Annotated in this window: 1 protein-coding gene; it reads right to left on the bottom strand. The window is 40.6% G+C overall.

The window, feature by feature from the left end; genetic code table 11:
• Positions 1-254, bottom strand: a 254-nt coding sequence (locus tag ADF62_RS08435) for a transposase family protein (RefSeq protein ID WP_160312383.1), incomplete at both ends; no start/stop codon positions are given.

Here is a 254-nt window from a genome sequence, read left to right as displayed (position 1 = left end):
GATGTCTCAGCCACCGTTACTCTCTTACAACTTTTGCACTGGAAACGACGTTTTTTCAGACGTAGTAGTGTCGGCGTTCCCGCTTGTTCGAGAAGAGGAATTTTAGAAGTTTTTTGAAAGTCGTACTTGATCATCTTTCCATGGCAGTGAGGACATGATGGTGCAGGATAATCCAGTTTTGCTTGAACCTCGATATGAGTATCCGTTTCAAAAACAAGAGAAATAATGATGTTAGGGTCTTTAATTCCGATTAA

Origin of the sequence: Streptococcus sp. 1004_SSPC (assembly GCF_001069025.1) — a bacterium.
GTDB lineage: Bacteria > Bacillota > Bacilli > Lactobacillales > Streptococcaceae > Streptococcus > Streptococcus vestibularis.
Note: the sequence above shows the minus strand (reverse complement) of the source record. Positions and strands in the feature narration are given on the sequence as shown.